The organism is Achromobacter sp. EB05 (genome assembly GCF_044232075.1).
Classification (GTDB): domain Bacteria; phylum Pseudomonadota; class Gammaproteobacteria; order Burkholderiales; family Burkholderiaceae_B; genus Achromobacter; species Achromobacter dolens.
The window spans coordinates 2,336,734-2,354,681 of record NZ_CP155917.1 but is presented as its reverse complement, the minus strand read 5'-3'; the positions used below and the strand labels follow the sequence as shown (position 1 = coordinate 2,354,681).

At 70.2% G+C, this 17,948-nt stretch carries 19 protein-coding genes; 11 read left to right on the top strand and 8 right to left on the bottom strand.

Features of this window, described 5'->3' with window-relative positions; all coding sequences use genetic code 11:
* The first annotated feature begins 97 nt into the window (after positions 1–97).
* On the top strand, positions 98–1,996 hold the full coding sequence (locus AAID08_RS10835; RefSeq protein WP_175188907.1) for an ABC transporter ATP-binding protein: 1,899 nt from the start codon (positions 98–100) through the stop codon (positions 1,994–1,996).
* Between the two features lie 38 nt (positions 1,997–2,034).
* Here AAID08_RS10835 and AAID08_RS10830 read toward each other — a convergent pair whose 3' ends face one another.
* Complete coding sequence (locus AAID08_RS10830) at positions 2,035–2,664, bottom strand: LysE family translocator (RefSeq protein ID WP_054504067.1); 630 nt, start codon at positions 2,662–2,664, stop codon at positions 2,035–2,037.
* A 135-nt stretch (positions 2,665–2,799) separates the two neighbouring features.
* Here AAID08_RS10830 and AAID08_RS10825 point away from each other — a divergent pair, with 135 nt between their 5' ends.
* Positions 2,800–3,282 carry an Lrp/AsnC family transcriptional regulator gene (locus AAID08_RS10825; RefSeq protein ID WP_054504066.1) on the top strand — a complete coding sequence of 161 codons (483 nt, stop codon included), beginning with the start codon at positions 2,800–2,802 and terminating at the stop codon, positions 3,280–3,282.
* Here the strand turns inward: AAID08_RS10825 and AAID08_RS10820 are convergent.
* Positions 3,239–3,943 (bottom strand): DJ-1/PfpI family protein, encoded by a 705-nt coding sequence (locus AAID08_RS10820; RefSeq protein ID WP_395757631.1) that lies wholly within the window; start codon positions 3,941–3,943, stop codon positions 3,239–3,241. The genes AAID08_RS10825 and AAID08_RS10820 overlap by 44 nt on opposite strands.
* On the opposite strand from AAID08_RS10820, the gene AAID08_RS10815 reads away from it, so the two are divergent.
* Both AAID08_RS10815 and AAID08_RS10810 read left to right on the top strand, forming a co-directional pair.
* A complete protein-coding gene (locus AAID08_RS10815) occupies positions 3,938–4,912 on the top strand; it encodes a GlxA family transcriptional regulator (RefSeq protein ID WP_082401991.1) in 975 nt (324 codons plus the stop codon). The two genes, AAID08_RS10820 and AAID08_RS10815, sit on opposite strands and share 6 nt — an antisense overlap.
* Complete coding sequence (locus AAID08_RS10810; RefSeq protein WP_054504064.1) at positions 4,909–5,289, top strand: hypothetical protein; 381 nt, start codon at positions 4,909–4,911, stop codon at positions 5,287–5,289. Before AAID08_RS10815 ends, AAID08_RS10810 begins: the two co-directional genes overlap by 4 nt.
* Positions 5,290–5,334: 45 nt before the next feature.
* Here AAID08_RS10810 and AAID08_RS10805 read toward each other — a convergent pair whose 3' ends face one another.
* Together AAID08_RS10805 and AAID08_RS10800 are read right to left on the bottom strand one after the other, a co-directional pair.
* The gene (locus AAID08_RS10805) at positions 5,335–6,057 is read right to left on the bottom strand and encodes an SDR family NAD(P)-dependent oxidoreductase (protein WP_116793349.1); all 723 of its coding nucleotides are present in this window, start codon (positions 6,055–6,057) and stop codon (positions 5,335–5,337) included.
* Complete coding sequence (locus AAID08_RS10800; protein WP_116793350.1) at positions 6,054–7,058, bottom strand: tripartite tricarboxylate transporter substrate binding protein; 1,005 nt, start codon at positions 7,056–7,058, stop codon at positions 6,054–6,056. The genes AAID08_RS10805 and AAID08_RS10800 overlap by 4 nt, the downstream gene beginning before the upstream one ends.
* 158 nt (positions 7,059–7,216) lie before the next feature.
* On the opposite strand from AAID08_RS10800, the gene AAID08_RS10795 reads away from it, so the two are divergent.
* From AAID08_RS10795 to AAID08_RS10780, 4 genes are all read left to right on the top strand, one after another.
* On the top strand, positions 7,217–8,251 hold the full coding sequence (locus AAID08_RS10795) for a cyclase family protein (RefSeq protein ID WP_054504061.1): 1,035 nt from the start codon (positions 7,217–7,219) through the stop codon (positions 8,249–8,251).
* Between the two features lie 4 nt (positions 8,252–8,255).
* Positions 8,256–9,863, top strand: a complete 1,608-nt coding sequence (locus tag AAID08_RS10790) for an AMP-binding protein (protein ID WP_175168116.1) — start codon at positions 8,256–8,258, stop codon at positions 9,861–9,863.
* 11 nt (positions 9,864–9,874) lie between these two features.
* Entirely contained in the window at positions 9,875–10,618 is a 744-nt protein-coding gene (locus tag AAID08_RS10785; protein WP_064527991.1) for a GntR family transcriptional regulator, read from the top strand.
* A 174-nt stretch (positions 10,619–10,792) separates the two neighbouring features.
* Entirely contained in the window at positions 10,793–12,079 is a 1,287-nt protein-coding gene (locus tag AAID08_RS10780) for an ABC transporter substrate-binding protein (RefSeq protein ID WP_372414669.1), read from the top strand.
* A 23-nt stretch (positions 12,080–12,102) separates the two neighbouring features.
* Here the strand turns inward: AAID08_RS10780 and AAID08_RS10775 are convergent, their stop codons facing one another.
* The 4 genes from AAID08_RS10775 to AAID08_RS10760 all read right to left on the bottom strand — a co-directional run bounded on the left by AAID08_RS10775 (position 12,103) and on the right by AAID08_RS10760 (position 15,923).
* Positions 12,103–12,702 (bottom strand): 2-hydroxychromene-2-carboxylate isomerase, encoded by a 600-nt coding sequence (locus tag AAID08_RS10775; protein ID WP_175168114.1) that lies wholly within the window; start codon positions 12,700–12,702, stop codon positions 12,103–12,105.
* Between the two features lie 7 nt (positions 12,703–12,709).
* Positions 12,710–14,038: an MFS transporter gene (locus AAID08_RS10770; RefSeq protein WP_175168113.1), complete on the bottom strand. Its 1,329-nt coding sequence runs from the start codon at positions 14,036–14,038 to the stop codon at positions 12,710–12,712.
* Between the two features lie 43 nt (positions 14,039–14,081).
* On the bottom strand, positions 14,082–14,861 hold the full coding sequence (locus tag AAID08_RS10765; protein WP_395757630.1) for an aldolase: 780 nt from the start codon (positions 14,859–14,861) through the stop codon (positions 14,082–14,084).
* Positions 14,862–15,047: 186 nt separating this feature from the next.
* On the bottom strand, positions 15,048–15,923 hold the full coding sequence (locus tag AAID08_RS10760) for a LysR family transcriptional regulator (RefSeq protein ID WP_116793354.1): 876 nt from the start codon (positions 15,921–15,923) through the stop codon (positions 15,048–15,050).
* Between the two features lie 287 nt (positions 15,924–16,210).
* On the opposite strand from AAID08_RS10760, the gene AAID08_RS10755 reads away from it, so the two are divergent.
* From AAID08_RS10755 to AAID08_RS10745, 3 genes are all read left to right on the top strand, one after another.
* Positions 16,211–16,657, top strand: a complete 447-nt coding sequence (locus AAID08_RS10755; RefSeq protein WP_064527988.1) for an NUDIX hydrolase — start codon at positions 16,211–16,213, stop codon at positions 16,655–16,657.
* A gap of 50 nt (positions 16,658–16,707) precedes the next feature.
* A complete protein-coding gene (locus AAID08_RS10750; protein WP_064527985.1) occupies positions 16,708–17,517 on the top strand; it encodes an aminoglycoside phosphotransferase family protein in 810 nt (269 codons plus the stop codon).
* A 150-nt stretch (positions 17,518–17,667) separates the two neighbouring features.
* Positions 17,668–17,919, top strand: coding sequence for a hypothetical protein (locus tag AAID08_RS10745; protein ID WP_054504054.1), 252 nt, complete (start codon positions 17,668–17,670; stop codon positions 17,917–17,919).
* Positions 17,920–17,948: the final 29 nt, after the last annotated feature.

Below are 17,948 nucleotides of genomic sequence, written 5' to 3'. Positions count from 1 at the left end.
CCAAACCCCTGAACGCAATGCCCGCGCCCTGAGGCGCAGGTCGTATCACCTTCTTCCCACAAGGAAACCGGCGCCTTCGCGTTGCCGGGCGATCGCAATGAATCGAACAAAAATCGATCTGCGAGGACAAGCCTTCAAGGACGTCCTCGGCTTTACCTTCCGCTATTGGCGCGCCCAACCCTGGCGCACCGCGTTGATCGTCGGGCTGGCGCTGCTGTCGGCCCTGGCCGACGTGCTGACCCCGCTGTACGCGGGCCGCCTGGTCGACGCCGTGGCGTCCGGCGCCGCGGCCGACCAGCAGGCCTGGAGCGCGGCCATCACCGCGTTCTGGCTGCTGATCGCGCTGGGCATCGGCGGCACGCTGCTGCGCCAGGGCGTGTTCCAGAACATCATCGTCTTCACCCTGAAGATGATGAACGGCATGGTCTCCAACGCCTTCTACCGCGTGCAGCGCTTTTCGACCGACTGGCACGCCAACAGCTTCGCCGGCTCGACCGTGCGCAAGATCACCCGCGGCATGTGGGCGGTGGACCTGCTGAACGACACGCTGCTGGTGGCGCTGCTGCCCTCGGTCATCATGCTGGTCGGCGCCACCGTGCTGCTGGGCATCCACTGGCCGGTGATGGGCCTGGTGGTCGGCCTGGGGTCGGTGCTGTACATCGCGGTCACGGCGGCGCTGTCGCTGGGCTACGTGGCGCCGGCGGCGCGGCTGGGCAACGCCTGGGACACGCGCATGGGCGGCGCGCTGGCCGACGCGGTGAGCTGTAACCCGGTCGTCAAGGCCTTCGGCGCCGAGACGCGCGAGGAAGCGCGCCTGGAGCGCGTGGTCGACAAGTGGCGCCGCCGCACGCGCCGCACCTGGATCCGCGCCACGATCAACGGCGGCATCCAGGGCGCGATGCTGGTGGCGATGCAGGCCGGCATCCTGGGCGCGGCGCTGCTGCTGTGGTCGCGCAACCAGGCCAGCGTCGGCGACGTGACCTTCGCGCTGACGATGTTCTTCATGCTGCAGGGCCACCTGCGCGACGTAGGCATGCACATCCGCAACCTGCAGCGCTCGGTCAACGACATGGAGGAACTGGTGGCGCTGGAGAAGCAGCCGCTGGGCGTGGACGACCGTCCCGGCGCGGGCCGGATCCGCGTCACCGCCGGCGAGATCCGCTTCGAGGACGTGACCTTCCGCTACGGCCGCCACGAGGCGCCGCTTTACGACGGCTTCTCGACGCGCATCGCGCCGGGCGAACGGGTCGGACTGGTGGGCCATTCGGGATCGGGCAAGACCACGTTCATCAAGCTGATCCAGCGCCTGTATGACGTCAACGGCGGCCGCATCACCATCGACGGGCAGGACATCGCCCAGGTGAAGCAGGCCTCGCTGCGCAGCCAGATCGCGATCGTGCAACAGGAGCCGGTGCTGTTTCACCGCACGCTGGCCGAGAACATCGCCTACGCCCGCCCCGGCGCGACGCAGGCCGAGATCGAGCAGGCGGCGCGGCTGGCCAGCGCGCACGACTTCATCATGGCGCTGCCCAAGGGCTACGAGACGCTGGTGGGCGAGCGCGGCGTGAAGCTGTCGGGCGGCGAGCGCCAGCGCGTGGCGATCGCCCGCGCCTTCCTGGCCGACGCGCCGATCCTGATCCTGGACGAGGCCACCTCGAGCCTGGACAGCGAAAGCGAGGTGCTGATCCAGCAGGCCATGGAACGCCTGATGGTGGGCCGCACCACGCTGGTGGTGGCGCACCGCCTGTCGACGGTGCGCGCGCTGGACCGCCTGCTGGTGATGGACCGCGGCCGCATCATCGAGGAAGGCAGCCATGACCAGTTGATCCGCTTGAAGGGCGGCCTGTACCGGCGCTTGTTCGAGCGCCAGGCCCTGGAGCTGACCAAGGGCCTGACGCAGGCGGAGATGCTGGCCGACGGCGCGCGTCCCCTGCCGGCACGCGCCGACGACGAGGACCAGGACGAGGACGAAACGTCCCTGGCCTTCGGCAAGTAGGGAAAGGCCTGGCGCGGGTCAAGCATGTGTCGGCCCGCTCAGCGGCTCAGCGTCAACCGCAGGCCGAAAGCGATCAGGGCGCCGCCAAACGCGGCGCCCTGCCATTTCTGCACGCGCGGATGGGCCGCCATCCAGCGCCCCAGCGCGCCGCCAGCCAGCGCGCACAATACGTCGAACGCCAGGCCCAGGCTCACCAGGATCACGCCCAGCAGGGCGAACTGCCGGCCGATCGGCCCTTGCGCCGGCGAGATGAATTGCGGCAGCAGGACCGAGCAGAACAGCAATGCCTTGGGATTGAGGAAGTTGGTCAGCACGCCGCTGAAAAACGCCGCGCCCAGGCCCGGCCCGTGCGCGGCCGCCTGCGCCGCGTGCGCCACGCCATAAGAGAGCGGCCCGGCGCGCAGCAATCGCGCGCCCAGCCAGATCAGATAGCAACCGCCCACGGTGCGCGCCGCGTCGAAAGCCCAGGGATGGGCCTTGAACAGCGCCGCCAGCCCCAGCGCCGCCAGCGTCACGTGAGCGGCGCGGGCGACCGCCAGCCCCCCGGCCACCGCCAGCGCCTGGCCGCGCCCGCGCAGGGCGCCGGTCTCGAGCAGCAGGATCATGTCCGGCCCGGGCACCACATAGACAATCAACAGTGCCCCAAGAAACAACGCCATATCGGCCATGATGCGCCACGCTCCGTGCTGCGGGAAATGGCGATCATTCTAGGGAAAAGGCATCGGCATGTGCTTGCTATTCATACCAACCTGGATAACATGATTGGCATACTGAACCAATCAATCCTGCCTAATCCAAATTTCATGCCAAAACGCCAATTGGACGCCTATGATCGGCGCATTCTCGAGGCCCTGCAGCACAACGGCCGCCTCACCAACGTCGAGCTGGCCGAACAGATCGGCCTGTCGCCTTCCCCCTGCCTGCGGCGGGTACGGCTGATGGAAGAGGCCGGCGTGATCCAGGGCTACGAGGCCCGGCTGGCGCCGGACGAGGTCGGGCTGGGCCTGACCGTATTCGTCGGCGTCAAGGTCGAGCGCCACCACGAGCGCGACGCCGAGCAGTTCCGCAAGGAAGTCTGCGCCCTGCCCGAAGTGGTGGCGGCCCATTTGGTGTCAGGCGAATCCGACTTCCTGCTCCAGGTGGTGCTGCCCGACCTGCGCGCCTATGAACGCTTCCTGCTCGGCACGCTGCTCAAGCTGCCCGGCGTCAAGGACATCCGCAGCAACTTCGCGATCCAGACCGTCAAGCCGCAGAGTCCGCTGCCGCTGGACCACCTGGGACATTGAGCGCCGCCTGCCGCACCTTGGCGCTGCGCTGTTCGAAACGCGCCTGCGACTGCGACAGGTAGCGCTGCACGATGGCCGGTTCCGAGGTCCTGGGCGTGCCGCCGGGAAATGGCGGCTGCGGGTCGTATTCGATCTGAAGCTGGATCAGCTTGGCGACATCGTCGCCGCACAGCGTGGCCACCACTTTCAAGGCCATGTCGATGCCCGAGGTGACGCCGCCGGCGGTGAAAACGTTGCCGTCCACGCACAACCGCGCATCGGTCGGCACGGCGCCGAAATGCGCCAGCAGTTCGCGCGCCCGCCAATGGCTGGAGGCGCGCTTGCCGCGCAGCAGGCCGGCCGCGCCCAGCAGCAGCGAACCGGTGCAGATGCCGAAGACGTAGCGCGCGCCCAACGCCTGCCGGCGCGTGAAGGCTACCCAGTCCGGGTCGAGGATGGCATCATCCGTGCCCGGCCCGCCGGGCACCACCAGCAGATCGCAGGGCGGCGCCGACGCCAGGGTCTGGGTCGGCACGAAACGCAGGCCGCGGTCGCTGCGTACCGGATCGGGCGTTTTTGCGACAAAATCGACGCTGAACCCGGGCGCGGCGGCGAGCACCTCGTATGGCCCGGTCATATCGAGCTGGGTCAGCCCTTCGAACAAGAGAATATTTACATGCACGACGATGCTCCTTCGCAGAACGGAACCGCCAGCGTAGCCCCAGGCGCCGGCGCGCGTGCGCCAAATACCCCCAAGATCGCGCCAAAACGCATCGTCTTCCTGCTCTACGACGGTTTCCAGCCGCTCGACCTGGCCGGCCCGTGGCAGGCCTTCAGCGGCGCCAACGAGGAAGGCGGCGCGGGCTATCAGTTGAGCACCGTCGCGGCGGCGCCGGTGGTCGCCACCTGGGACCAGGGCCTGCGCATGCAGGTCGACGCCACCTTCGCCGAGGACGACGACGCGCCGATCGACATGCTGTTCGTGCCGGGCGGCCCCGGCATCGATCAGGCCAGCGCCCATGGCGAGACACTGGCCTGGCTGCGCCGCCGCGGCCCGCAGGCGCGCCGCACCTGCAGCGTCTGCACCGGGGCCTTCCTGCTGGCCGCCGCCGGCCTGCTGCACGGCCGCCGCGTCACCACCCACTGGCGCTCGGCCGACCGGCTGCGCCAACTGTATCCGGGCCTGCGGGTGGAAGACGACCGCATCTTCATCGAAAGCGGCGTCGTCTGGACCTCGGCCGGCGTCACCGCCGGCATCGACCTGGCGCTGGCCCTGATAGAGCGCGACGTCGGGGCGCAGGTTTCGCAGGACGTGGCGCGCCGCCTGGTGGTGTTCATGCGCCGCAACGGCGACCAGCGCCAATACAGCCAGACGCTGCGGCTGCAGGATCGCGTGGCCGCGCCGTTCCGCGACCTGGTCGAGAAGATCGAGGCAAGCCTGTCGGCGCGCTGGTCGGTGGACGACATGGCCGATGCCTGCCACATGTCGCGGCGCACCTTCCAGCGCAAATTCGCGGCGCATTTCGGCGTGACGCCGAGCGAGGTGCTGCGCCAGTTGCGGCGCGAACGGGACGGCGCGCTGCGCGCCGCGGGCCGGACCTCCGACAGCGGGCCGCGCCATGTGTTCCGGGCCGCCCCACGCACGCCATGACCCCGCCCGCCTCCCCCTGTCCCGAATGCGGCCAGCCCCAGGTCATCAGCGAACAGGGGCTGAGCCTGATCGCGCGCTGTAGCGGCTGCGGCTGGATGGTGGCGACCACCAATCCGAACCACCCGATCATGGACCGCACGCCTTACACGCTGCGGGCGCGGCCCGGCGCCCTGGCCACGGCCAGCGCCATCGCCCGCCTGGCGGTGGCGCTGGGCATCGGCGTCAAGCGGGCGCGCGAGCTGATCGCCCAGGACCTGCCGGTGGCCGAGAACGTCCTGGCGCTGGAAGTCATCCGGCTGCACGGGGTACTGGCCGGCGCGGGGCTGCAAGTGGAGATCACGCCGGCCTTCCGCTGGCCGCTGGACCCGCGCGACTGACGCGGCGCCGCCTGCCCGAGCCGCCCCCGGCTCCCCGTGGCGGTCCTACCCCGCCAGCCCCACCGACATGCCGCCGCAGACGTACAGCACCTGCCCGGTCATGAAACCGGCGCGCCGGTCCAGGAACGAGGACACGGCGTGCGCCACGTCCTCGGGCCGGCCGATGCGGCCGACCGGAATGGCGGCTTCCAGCGCCACGGTCCTGGGGTCGCCCGGCGGGTTGGACTGGTCGAACAGCTCGGTGGCGATCGGCCCGGGCGCCACGGTGTTCACCGTGATGCCGGCCTTGCCCAGCTCCAGCGCCCAGGTGCGCGTCATGCCCACCAGGCCGGACTTGGTGGCGCCGTAGACCGTGCGGCCCGGCTTGCCCAGGCCGGCGCGGCTGCCGATGTTGACGACCCGGCCGTAGCCGGCCTGGCGCATGCCGGGCAGCAGCGCCTGCATCAACAGCAGCGGCGCGGTCAGGTTCACGGCCACCATGCGCGCCAGTTCATCCTGGGTCACGGCCTCGATGTCGGCGACCTGGATCATGCCGGCGTTGTTGACCAGGTGCAGCACCGGCCGCGCCGCCGCCAGCGCGGAGGCCGCCGCGGCCGTGGCGGCGGCGTCGCCCAGGTCCACCGACTGGAAGCGCTCGCCGGGCAACGCCGATTCCGGCGGCCGGCGGCTGAAATTGACGACCTCGAAGCCGTCCTGCAACAGGCGCGCGACGATGGCGCGGCCGATGCCCCGGCTGCCGCCGGTGACCAATGCGATGGGGGTTGTCATTGCGCGCTGATTCCCTTGTCCTTGATGAGGCCGCCCCACTTGGCGCGCTCCTGGCGCTCGAACGCGGCCAGATCCGCGCCGAACAGCGTGCCGGGCCGGGCGCCCATGGTAGCGAAATTGGTGGCGATGGCGGGCGTGGCCAGGCCGCTGCGCGCCGCCTCGATCAGTTGCCGCACCACCGGCTCGGGCGTGCCGCGCGGCGCGTACAGCGCGAACCACGCCGTCACGTCGAAACCTGACAGGCCGGACTCGGCCACGGTCGGCAGGTCCGGCAGCGACGGATCGCGCGCGGCCGACGTGACCGCCACGCCGCGCACCAGGTTGCCGTCCTTGATCTGCGCCAGCGCGCCGGGCAGGTTGTCGAACAGCAGGTCGACCTGGCCGCCGGCCACCGCCGGCAGCGACGCCGAGGTGCCCTTGAACGGCACGTGCAGCATCGTCACGCCAGCCATGGCCTCGAAATAAGCGCCGGTCAGGTGCACCGACGACCCCACGCCCGGCGAGGCGTAGGTCAGCTTCCTGTCCCTGGACTGGCGCGCCGCCTGGATCACGTCGGCCACCGTCCTGTAGGGCGACTTGGCGCTGACGGCAATGACGTTGGGCGTGGTCGACACCAGCGCGATCGGCACCAGGTCGCGCTCGGGATCGAACGTCATGTTGCTGTAGAGGAACTGGTTGATGGTCTGGGTGCCGATGGTGCCCAGGCCCAGGGTGTAGCCGTCAGCCTTGGCGCGCGCCACGTAGGCCATGCCGATGTTGCCGCCCGCGCCCGGCTTGTTCTCGACCAGCACGGTCTGCTTGAGCGCCGGCTGCAGCGCATTGGCGATGGCGCGGCCAAAAATATCGGCGCCGCCGCCCGGCGGATACGGCACGACCACGGTGACGGGATGCTCCGGATAACCGGCCGCCTGGACCGCAGGGATCGGGGCCGCGGCCAGCACGGCCAGCGCCGCCGCGGCCAGCGCGCGCCGCCCGGCGCGCCTGTGCAGGGAATGCGTCATGGATCTGTCTCCTCGCGAATCCGCTCGGGGCGGATTTCTTCTGGCTCCGCCTGGGGGCGGATGCTGTCGATGGGCGTCCGCGGGATGCGGACACTTCCTATAGTACGTAAATACGTACTATATTCACAAGAACACGAAAAACCCATTGGAGACAGACCATGAAACGCTGGACGCGCCGTCCCGAGGGATCGACCTGGGGCGACTTCGGGCCGGACGACGAGATCGGCCGCCTGAACCTGCTGACCGAAGAGAAAGTGCTGCAAGCGGTGCGCGAAGTGCGGGCTGGCAAGGTCTTCTGCCTGTCGCTGCCGCTGGACCTGCCCGGCGGCAACGTGCTCAACCCGCGCCGCCATCCACCGCAGCTCAAGCCGACCTTCCGCGACGGCACGCCCTACCTGAACTTCGCCATGGCGCGCCTGCAGCCCGAGGCCGTGGACGTGCTGTCGGATGACCAGGTCACGCTCAGCCTGCAATACTCGACCCAGTGGGACGGCCTGTGCCACGTCGGCGCGCAGTTCGACATCCAGGGCGACGGCCAGGCCCGCCGCGTCTACTACAACGGTTATGCCGCGGGCGTGGACGTGTTCGGCGGCGATGATGCCGCACCCGACGCCTGCTGCCCGCCGGGCGGCTCGTACGCGCGCAAGCTCGGCATCAACCGCTACGCCGAGAAAGGCATGCAGGGCCGCGGCGTGCTGGTCGACCTGGCGCGCGCCTTCGGCCCCGGCCGCACCCTGGTGGGCCATACCCAGCTACAGGCGGCGATGCGCGAGCAGCGCGTGGTGGTCGAGCCGGGCGACATGCTGGTGCTGCGCACCGGTTTCGCCGAGACACTGGTGGAGATGGACGGCCAGCCCGACCCGCACCGCCTGGAGCAGACCGGCGCGGTGCTGGACGGCGCCGATCCGGCGCTGCTGGAATGGATCACCGACAGCGGCATCGCGGCGATCTGCGCCGACAACTACGCGGTGGAGGCCTATCCGGCCCGCACCGCCGGCCCCGGCCATTCGATCCTGCCGCTGCATCATCACTGCCTGTTCAAGCTGGGCGTGCCGCTGGCCGAGCTGTGGTACCTGAAGGCGCTGGCCGACTGGCTGCACGCGCAGGGCCGCACCCGCTTCCTGCTGACCGCGCCGCCGCTGCGCCTGCCGGGCGCCGTGGGCTCGCCCGTGACCCCCATCGCCACGGTGTAGGCCCATGACGTCGCTCCCCGCCCTGTTTTCGCGGCACCTCGACGCGCTGGCCGCGCACCACCCCGACCGCCCTGCCCTGATCGACCGCGACCAGGCCATCAGCCACGCCGACCTGCGCGCGCGCAGCCGCGCCCTGGCCGCCGGCCTGGCGCGCATCGGCGTGCGGCCCGGCCAGCGCGTGGCGGTATGGCTGCCCAACTGCGCCGCGTGGGTCGAGACCTTCCTGGCCTGCGCCCACCTGGGCGCGCTGATGCTGGCGGTCAACACCCGCTTTCGCGCGCGGGAACTGGCCGACATCCTGGGCCGCGGCGGCGCCGACTGGCTGGTGTTCTGGCCCGGCTTCAAGGGCATCGACTTCCAGGGCATCCTGGACGGCGTCGCGCCCGAGTCGCTGGCGCGGCTGCAAGGCATCGTCGCCGTGTCCGAGACGGACGAGCCCATCGCCGCAGCGCTGCGCGGCAAGCCGGTGCACCGCTATGCCGAGCTGCGCGCCTGCGCCGACACGCCCCCGCCGCCCCAGCCCGACGCGGGCGTGCTGTGCTTCACCACGTCCGGCACCACCTCGCAACCGAAGTTCGTGCTGCACGACCAGCACACGCTGCTGCGCCATGGCGCCACCGTGGCGCAGGCGTTCGGCTACGACGAGCACAGCCGCGTGCTGGCCAGCGCGCCATTCTGCGGCGCGTTCGGCTTCGCCACGCTGGCGGGCGGGCTGGCGCACGGCGTGCCGGTGGTGTGCGCGCCGGTGTTCGACGCGGCCGAGTCGGCCGCCGCGATCCGGCGCCACCGGGTCACCCACACCTACGCCAACAACGAAGCGCTGGTCGCCATGATGCGCGCGGCCGCGCCAGGCGCATTCGCCTCGGCGCGGCTGTTCGGCTTCGCCAGCTTCACGCCGGCGCTGGACCACATGCTGGATCTGGCGCGCGAGGCCGGCGTGCCGCTGACCGGGCTGTATGGGTCAAGCGAACTGATCGCCCTGGTCGCCGGCCAGCCGCGCGACCCTGCCGAGGGCGATGTGGCCGCGCGCCACCAGCCTGGCGGCACGCTGATCTATCCCGAGGCCCGCGTGCGGGCGCGCGACCCGGCCAGCGGCCAGGTGCTGCCGCACGGCGAATCGGGCGAGCTGGAAATCCTGTCGCCCAGCCTGATGCGCGGCTACCTCGACAACCCCGAGGCCACCGCCCGCGCCTGCACCGACGACGGCTACTTCCGGACCGGCGACCTGGGCTACACCCTGAACCCGCGCCAGTTCGTGTTCCAGACCCGCATGGGCGACTCGCTGCGCCTGTCCGGCTTCCTGGTGAACCCGGTCGAGATCGAGCAGATGGTGGAGTCGCTGCCCGGCGTGCGCGCCTGCCAGGTGGTCGGCGCGACCCGCGACGGCAAGACCGTGCCCTACGCCTTCGTGCTGCTGCGGGACGGCGCCAGCGCCGATGCGCCCGGTTGGACGGCGGCCTGCAAACAGGCCATGGCCGGCTTCAAGGTGCCGGCCGGTTTCACGGTGCTGGACGCGTTCCCCTCGGTGGAAAGCGCCAATTCGGTCAAAATCCAGAAACACCGGCTGCGCGAGATGGCCGACGCCCTGCTCGCCGCCCCCGCCACCTCCTGACCGATCCGACCATGCCCGCGCGCCCGCTTTTCTCGCACAGCCCCCAACCGCTCTACCTGCAGGCCGCGGCGCTGTTTCGCAGCCATATCCAGAACCGCACCTGGCGGCCGGGCCAGCAGATCCCGCCGCTGGAAGCGCTGATGGAAACCTACGGCATCTCGCGCGCCACCATCCGCCAGGCCCTCGGCCAACTGGAACAGGACGGCCTGATCCGGCGCTCGCGCGGCTCCGGCACCTTCGTCAACGCCGACCTGCCCGAGACGCCAACGCTGCTGATTCCCAAGACCTGGGCCGAAACCGTCGAACTGAGCAACCAGCTCGGCACGGTATCGCTGGTGGAGTCGAGCGCCGACTCGCCGCTGCCCGACACCCTGGGCATGCCGTGCGCGGCGGACCGCGGCGGCCGTTTCCAGTACCTGCGGCGCGTGCACACCACCGAGGCCGGGCCGTTCTGCTACAGCGAGGTATTTTTGGAAAGCAGCCTGTTCCGCAAGCACCGCGCCCGCATCCAGAAAAGCACCGTGGCGCCGGTGCTGGACCAGTTCTACGGCGCCCGCATCAGCGAGGCGCGCCAGGTGCTCAACGTGACCGAGGCCGGCCAGGAATCGGCCGAATCGCTGCGCATCCCGGTGTCCTCGCCCGTGGCCGAGCTGCGCCGCTACGCCTGCATCGACGGCCGCGTGGTGTATTTCGCGCGATTGGAGTTTCCCTTCCGCAAGGTGCGCATGGAGTTCGACCTGTTGAGCCAGCGCTAGGCCGCATCGCATCGAGAGGAACCAGGCCAGACACGCCAGGCGGCCGCGGAGGGCACCCCGGCTTTGCCCGCCCGCCATCCGATCATCCCACTATAAAAGCGCCGCCCTCCAGCCAAGCGCCGCAGTACCCGCAAGCATCCGGCATAACCATAAATGGAGACAACCATGACCCCCATGCCCCGGATTTCGCAGCAACGCAGCAACCCGACAACCCGCATCCCGCTGGCCAAACCCCTGGCGGCCGCGGCCGCCGCCTGCGGCGCCAGCCTGCTGCTCAGCAGCGCGGCCCTGGCGCAGGCCGCGCCCGCCGCCATCTCCGACGACACGGTTCGTCTCGGCCTGATCCTGGACATGAGCGGCATCTACGCCGACGTGACCGGCAAGGGCAGCGCCACCGCCGCGCAGATGGCCATCGACGACTTCGGCGGCACCGTGCTGGGCAAGAAGATCGACCTGCTGGTGGCGGACCACCAGAACAAGGCCGATATCGCCGCCGCCCGCGCCCGCGAGTGGTACGACACGCAAAGAGTCGACGCCATCATGGACGTGGCCGGCTCGGCTCCGGCGCTGGCGGTGCTGGAAGTGGCGCGCGAGAAGAAGAAGATCGTGGTCTTCAGCGGCCCCGGCACCGAACGCATCACCAACGACCTGTGTTCGCCCTATTCGGTGCACTACACCTACGACACCTGGTCGCTGGCCAACACCACCGCCCGCGCCACCGTCGACCGCGGCGGCAAGAGCTGGTACTTCCTGACCGCCGACTATGCATTCGGCCACACCCTGCAGGCCTCGGCCACAGAGGTCGTCAAGGCCCGCGGCGGCACGGTGCTGGGCGCCGCGCGCCACCCCATCGGCACCAGCGACTTCGCCTCGTACCTCCTGCAGGCGCAGGCCAGCCGCGCCCAGGTGGTCGGCCTGGCCAATGCCGGCGGCGACACGGTCAACGCCATCAAGGCGGCGCGCGAATTCGGCCTGACGCAAAGCGGCCAGAAGATGGCCGGCCTGCTGCTGTACATCAACGACATCCACGCCATCGGCCTGGACGCGGCCGCCGGCCTGATGCTGACCGAGGCCTTCTACTGGGACATGAATGACCAGACCCGCGCCTGGTCGCAGCGCTACTACGACAAGCTCAAGAAAATGCCCAACATGAGCCAGGCCGGCACCTATTCCTCGGTGATGCACTACCTGAAGGCGGTGCAGGCGGCCGGCACCGATGCCCCGGACGCGGTGATGAAGCAGATGAAGGCCATGCCGATCAATGACTTCTTCGCCGCCAACGGCCGCATCCGCGAGGACGGCCGCATGGTGCACGACATGTACCTGTTCGAGGTCAAGACCCCGGCCGAATCCAGGCGGCCCTGGGACTACTACAAGCTGGTGGCGACGCTGCCGGGCGACGAGGCCTTCATGCCGCTGTCCAAGTCGACCTGCCCGCTGGTGAAGGCGGCGGCGAAGTGAACGATCGGTCGCCCCGGGGCGGCTCAGGCCGCCCGGGCGACCGCCTCTTCCAGCATCTCCAGCCGGTCCTGGCCCCAGAACAGCTCGCCGCGATAGAGGTACGACGGCGAACCGAACACGCCGGCAGCCACCGCCGCGTCGGTATTGTCGCGGTAGGCCTGACGCGCCGCCGGTTGTTCGGCGGCGGCCATCAGCGCCTCGGCGTCCAGCCCCTGCTCCCGCAGGATGGCGCGCAGCGTGTCCGGCGACGAGATATCCCGGTCCTCGCACCATTCGGCCGCCAGGATGGCCTTGTACAAGCCCGCCACCGGCAGGCCTCGCGCATCGGCCGCGATCACGATGCGCGAGGCCAATCCGGCGTCCGGGCACATGTAGGCCGGCGTCGGATTGACGTGGATGCCCAGCTTGCGGCACCAGCGCGCCAGCTCGACCACCCGGTAGGCCTGGCGCTCGGGCGCGCGCTGGCCCAGCAGCACGCCGCCGGTGCGTGCGTAGACATCGGGCAGGTCCACCGGCAGGTAGCGGATGCGCGCCTGGTGGCGCGCCGCCAGGGCCTCCAGCCGGTCCGCGCCCAGATAGGCCCAGTCGGAATTCATCCAGAAGTAATAGTCGATGGTCTTCATGTCTTCCTCAGGTCCGCGCGCCGGCAGGCACGGCCAGCGCGGCCCGCGCCGGCGCGTCGCCGCGCATGCGCCAGGCGCTGAACACCGCGACCACGCCCAGCGCGCTCAGGTACCACACCACGTATTTCGGATCGCCGCCGGCGCGCGCCAGCAGCCAGGTCGCGACGATCGGCGCCAGGCCGCCGCCGATCGCTCCCGACACCTGCACCGCCAGCGAAATGCCGGTGTAGCGCACCTCGGCCGGGAACTGGCTGGAGAACAGCGTGCCCTCCGGGCCGTACAGGCAAGCGTAGACCAATCCCACCGCCAGGCATACCGCGACGATGATCCAGCCGGTCTGGCCCGTGGCCAGCAACTGGAAGAACAGCGGCGCGCACGCCAGGATGCCGACCGAGCCGGCCATGAACACCCACTTGTGGCCGACGCGGTCGCCCAGCATGCCGAACAGCGGCATGGTGAACAGCGCCAGCGCCGCGCCCCAGATGGTGGCGTCCAGCATCACCGAACGGGGGATGCCCAGCGTGCCGGTGGCGTAGGCCAGCGAAAACGTGACCACGGTATAGAACCACGTGACTTCGGCCAGCCGCGCGCCCACCACCGTCCACAGCGCGCGCCGGTGATGCTTGAGGACTTCGGCCACCGGCACCTCGACCTTGGCGCCCTGCTCGCGCATCCGCTCGAAGTCGGGCGACTCGGCCACCTTGACGCGAATAAACCAGCCCACCGCCAGCAGCACCACGCTGGCCAGGAATGGCAGGCGCCAGCCCCAGGACAGCATGTCCTGCTCCGGCAACCCGGCCACCGCGCCCATCGCCAGCGACGACAGGATCAGGCCCGGCGCCACGCCGGCTTGGGGCAGGCTGCCGAAAAAGCCCTTCTTGCCCTCGGGCGCGTGCTCGACGGCCATCAGTACCGCCCCGCCCCACTCGCCGCCCACGGCAATGCCTTGCAGGAAGCGCATCAGCACCAGCAACACCGCGGCCCAGTAGCCGATCTGGTCATAGGAGGGAATCAGGCCGATCAGGATGGTGGGCACGCCCATCAGCAGCAGCGTGATCAGCAGCATCGATTTGCGGCCGATCTTGTCGCCGTAGTGGCCAAAGATCACTCCGCCCAGCGGCCGCGCGAAAAAGCCCACCGAATAGGTGGCGAACGCCGCCAGCGTGCCGGTCAGCGGATCGAACGACGGAAAGAAGATCTTGTTGAAGATCAGCGCGGCGGCCGTGCCGTAGAGAAAAAAGTCGTACCACTCGATGGTGGTGCCCATCATGCTGGCCAGGCCGGCCGTTACGTAGTCCCGGCGCGAACGCGCGCGCGGCGTCTTGGTCGTCATCATCGTGACTTCCCCTTGAAAGTATCGTTGTGGGTACGGCTGGGTATCAGCGGGCCGGCAGCGGCGCGATGCCGTGGGTCTGGCGGCACCAGTAGTCGAAGGTGGCGCGCACGATCGACGGCTTGAGCAGGTAGTCGTGCGCCTCGCGCGCCAGCGCGTCGTCCACCGGCGTCAGCGGACCGAAGGCCCGCGCGCGGATCTGCATGCGGGCCGCGCGCTCCAGGTAGACCGACAGGTAGGTCGCCTCCTCGCAGCTGGCGCCGGCCGTCAGGTAGCCGTGGTGCGCCAGGATGATGGCGCGCTTGGCGCCCAGCGCGCCCGAGATGATGACGCCCTCCTGGTCGGCGATCGGCACCCCGGGCCACTCGCCCAGGAAGGCACAGTCGTCGTGCAGCGGCGTCATGTCCATCTGCGCGATCACCAGCGGCTGGCGCGCCGCCGCCAGCGCCGAGGCCCAGGGCGAATGGGTGTGGATGATGGATTGCACGTCGGGCCGCGCCTCGTAGACCCACAGGTGGAAACGCGTCGCCGGATTGGCCATGCCTTCGCCCGTGAGCGTGTGCAGGTCGCGGTCGACCTCGATGAAGTCGGCCGGCGTGGCCTCGTCGAAGCCCAGGCCGAAGCGCAGCGTCCAGTAGGCGCCGGGGCGCTCCGAACGCACGCTGATCTGGCCGGCCAGGCCGGCCTCCTGCTCGGTCATCGCCAGGATGCGACAGGCGTAGGCCATGGTCTCCTGGATGCTGCGCGGCACGGCGCGCAGGTGCTGCGCCATCTCCTGGGTGGCGCGGGTGTCGAAGTACGCTTTTTCGCGCAGGGTGTTGTCCATGCGGCTGCCTCCTGATGCGGTTCGGGATGGCGCGGACGGATACCGCGCCTTGCCGCACAGTATGGAAAGCGCCCCCGCCTCGAGCCATGCAGCCGGGCTCATAGCAGCTATTCGACGCGGCCGCGCCAGGGGACGACGGCGCGGCCCGAGGGTAAACGAGGATCCCGCGGACGCAACCGGACGGACTCAGTCCCGCGCGATGCCGCGGGCGCAGTCCAGCAGCTCGCGCACCAGCGGCAGCGGCTCGCGTTGCGCCAGCGTGACTGCGACCACGCGCCGGCGCAGCACCGGGCTGCCAATGGCGACCTGGCGCAGTCCGTAATCGGTCAGCAGCTTTTGCGGGATGCGCGAGGGCAGGATACAGGCGCCCACCCCCGAGGACACCAGCTTGAGCATGGCGTCGATGGTCTCGGCCTCGGCCACGAATTCCGGCTGCAGGCCGGCGCTGTGGATCATCTTGCGCAGCGCGTAGTGCGAGGGAAAGCCCACCAGCCGCAGCGCCATCGCGCCCAGGTCGACGCCGTCCTCGGCCGCGACGCCGTCGCGCACGATCAGGCACATATCGTCGTCGAACAGCGGCGTCGAGGCCAGCGCGTCCGACGCCACGGCGGCGTCGTAGACGAAGCCGATATCGGCCTTGCCGCTTTCCACCAGCGTCACCACCTCGGGCGAACTGCGGCCCATGACCGACAGATTGACGTGCTCGCGGCTGCTGACGAACTGCGCCACCACGTCGGCCATGAAGTAGTAGCTGAGCGTGTGGACGGTGGCCAGCCGCACCGATCCCTGCGTCACGCCCTCGCGCTGGCGCACCGCCTCCAACGCCTGGTCGATGGCGCGGTAGGCCGGCTGGATGCCTTCCAGCAGGCGCGCGCCCGCTTCGGTCAGTTCGACCCCGCGCCCGGTGCGCACGAACAGCGGCTTGCCCACGTGGGCCTCCAGCGCCGCCAACTGGCGGCTCAGGCCGGACTGGGTCTGGTCCAGGTCCTCGGCGGCGCGCGAAAGCGATTTCAATTCGGCAATGCGCACGAAATAGCGCAATTGCCGGTCCGGCGTGTCCATGCGGCTTCCCCAACGGGCCCGCGCGGGCCCTGTCTTTATTCATCGCGCTCGAATCGGCGCGGCAGGGACAGTGTGCATCAAGGGCCGCGCCGCCACTACCGGGATTTGCGCTAACGCCTGTTCAGCCGGGCAGGAAGGCATAATTCATCAAGCCGGGCCGGAACGTTCATGGCCCAATCGCAGCGCGATGCCGCCACCGCCAACGCGCTCGAATGCCTCGACGAAGTGGGCGTGGACGGCGGGGCTCCCCGCCCAGCGCCAACGGCCCACGCCCAAGGACAACCGACATGACAACCCCCGCCTCGCGTCCCATCCCCGCCACCATCGCCGCCGTGGTGCGCGATGGCCATGTGCTGCTGGTGCGGCGCGCCAACCCGCCCGACCAGGGCCGCTGGGCCTTTCCCGGCGGCAAGATCGAAGCCGGCGAACGGCTCGAGGATGCCGCCGCGCGCGAACTGTTCGAGGAATGCGGGGTGCGCGCGCGGCCGCTGCAAGTCTTCGACGCGGTCGACGTGTTCGACCATGACGAGGCCGGCGCGCTGCGGCGGCACTACATCCTGATCGCGATGCTGTGCCGCTGGCAGGCCGGCGAGCCGGTGGCCGGCGATGATGCGATGGACGCGCGCTGGGTGCCGCTGGCTGAACTGGACGGCCACACCCTGGCCACCAGCTTCGGCGTCGCGGCGCTGGCGCGCAAGGCGGCGGCGCTGGCCGCGGAGGCCGGCATTCTCTGATACCGTAGCCGTTCCGTTGCCGACGATCCGGCGCCCTCCGCGTCCGCCCCATGTTCGAACCCTACCTGTCCCGCTGGAACCTCGTGCCCGACGGCGCTCCCATCACGACCCATGCCGCCCGGCTGCTGCCAGTGCGCCAGGCCGGCGTGCCCGCGATGCTGAAGGTCGCGGTCGAGGAAGACGAGCGCCAGGGCGGCGTGCTGATGACCTGGTGGGATGGCCACGGCGCCGCGCAAGTGCTGGCGCACGAGGGCGACGCGATCCTGCTCGAACGCGCCATGGGCACGCGTTCGCTCGCCGAATACGCCCGCAACGGCCGCGACGACGAGGCCACCCGCATCCTCTGCGGCGTGCTGCGCGAACTGCACGCGCCGCGCGCCCGGCCGCTGCCGCCGCTGCGGCCGCTGGAGGAATGGTTCGTCGAACTGTGGCCGATGGCGCGGGCCCGCGGCGGCATCCTGGCGCACAGCGCGCGCCACGCCCGCGCGCTGCTGGACGATCCGCGCGACCCGGTGGTGCTGCACGGCGACGTGCACCACGACAACATCCTCGACTTCGGCGCGCGCGGCTGGCTGGTGATCGACCCCAAGCGGCTCCATGGCGAGCGCGCCTTCGACTACGCCAACATCTTCTGCAACCCCGACCTGGCCGACCCGGAGCCGCCGGTGGCCATCGTGCCGGGCCGTTTCGAACGCAGGCTCGGGATCGTGCTGGAAGAGTCGGGACTGGAGCGCCGCCGGCTGCTGCAATGGGTGGTGGCCTGGTGCGGGCTGTCGGCGGCGTGGTTCATGGGCGACGGCGACGACGCCGCCATCGACCTGGAGATCGCGCGGCAGGCGCTGTCGTTGCTGGAAGGCTAGCGCGGCCCGTCAAGGACGCGCGCGCCGCCGGCGCGGAAATACGATGAAACGACCAGCCGGTGTGATCCGGCGCGTATTGCGAGTAAGGTATGGAAAAGCGGCCTTGATTGCCTGGCACGTCGGCCGGTGCCGCCAGCAGGAACCCGAATCATGAATACCCTACGTTCAACACTGCGGCCCCTCCTCGCGGTGATCGCCTGCGCGTCGATCACCGCGTGCGCGAGCCGGCCGCCCGCGCAGACCGACCTGCAATACCGCAGTCGGCCGGCCCCGCAGGCGCAGGGCGCGGCCGGCGCCCCGGGCGCATCGGACCAGCGCCTGACCATCCAGTCCGGCGAGGGAGAACGGCTCAACCTGCCCTGGTTCATCCGCGACACGCAGGAATGGATCAACACCAACTGACCCGGGCCCGCCCACCTGAGCGCGCCGGT